Here is a 1216-nt window from a genome sequence, read left to right as displayed (position 1 = left end):
ATCATGGACATTGTGCTCGGCATCGTCGGCGCCATCGTCGGCGGGCTGATCTTCAGCGCTTTCGGCTCGGCCGGTGTCACCGGCCTAAACATCTGGAGCCTGATCGTGGCCGTCATCGGCTCGATCGTCGTGCTCTGGGCCTATCACCAGATTTCGGGCAAGCGCACGCTGTAGGCCAAGAAAGTCGCAGCCGGCCGGGCTGCTGGGAGTCGATCCTGTCGGATCGGCCCAGATTGATGCGCGTCGTCAGGCGACCATGGCCAATCGGCGCTTCCTCTCGTCGAGAGAGACGATCACAAGGCCGCTGACCATGACCAGCAGGATGCCGCAGACGGCGAGCGCGTTGGGAAACTGCCCGAACACCAGCAGCCCCGAAATGACTGCCCAGACGGTGAAGCAGTAATAGAAGGGCGCCACCGCGCTTGTCGGCCCGACGCGGTAGGCCATGAAGATGAAGAAATGGCCGAAGATCAGGAACAGGCCGGCACCCGCGATCAGCAGCAGATGGCGTCCTTCGGGCATCATCCATTGCTCGGAGACCAGATGCGCCGCGCCTGAGCCGACCAGCACCACCAGGACGGCGGCGATGGCGACGATCATGCCGGGCACCTCGGCGCTCACCTTGCGGCCGGCTATGTCGCGCACCGCCGCAAAGGCGGCGTTGCCGAGCGCCAGCAGCGCATAGACCGAAATGCCCTGCATGGTCGGCTGCGCCACCATGAGCGCTCCGACAAAGCCAAGGCCGATCAGCGCCATGCGCGTTGCGCCGATCCTTTCGCCGAACAGCATTGAGGAGCCGACCAGCACGAGGAGCGGCGTGATCTGGCCGAGCGCGGTGGAATCCGCGATCTGCATGTTCGCCAGGGCGACGACGTAGCAGAGGATCGCCAGGAGCTCGAACAGGTTGCGGCGCAGCACCTTGCGTTCGAAGAGCAGCGGGATCTGCCTGGCATAACCCAGCATCAGAAGCAGCGGTACACCCCACGCTGTGGCCGCCGCGCCGCGCAGCAGCAGCACCTCATAGGGCGGCAGCCCGGCGGTCGCGAGCTTCATCATCGTGTCGTTGACGAGGTAGGACCCCGTCGAGACGACCATGAACAGCGGGCCGCGGATATTGGATGGAATGACCTGCATGCCGCCGACAAGATCAGAGCGGCGCGGCGGCGGCAATGGGCCAGCCTGGAGCCTTTGATTTTACGCGCGGCAGCCCTATATC

General features: G+C 64.7%; 2 protein-coding genes. One reads left to right on the top strand and one right to left on the bottom strand.

Annotated elements, in window-relative coordinates; genetic code table 11:
* Positions 1-3 precede the first annotated feature (3 nt).
* Entirely contained in the window at positions 4-174 is a 171-nt protein-coding gene (locus EOA24_RS38550; protein ID WP_189354621.1) for a GlsB/YeaQ/YmgE family stress response membrane protein, read from the top strand.
* A gap of 72 nt (positions 175-246) precedes the next feature.
* On the opposite strand, the gene EOA24_RS38545 is transcribed toward EOA24_RS38550, so the two are convergent.
* Positions 247-1134, bottom strand: coding sequence for a DMT family transporter (locus EOA24_RS38545; protein ID WP_127410857.1), 888 nt, complete (start codon positions 1132-1134; stop codon positions 247-249).
* Positions 1135-1216: the final 82 nt, after the last annotated feature.

It is taken from the genome of Mesorhizobium sp. M2A.F.Ca.ET.039.01.1.1 (assembly GCF_003998035.1).
Lineage (GTDB): Bacteria > Pseudomonadota > Alphaproteobacteria > Rhizobiales > Rhizobiaceae > Mesorhizobium.
This window is presented reverse-complemented; position numbering and strand designations above follow the sequence as displayed.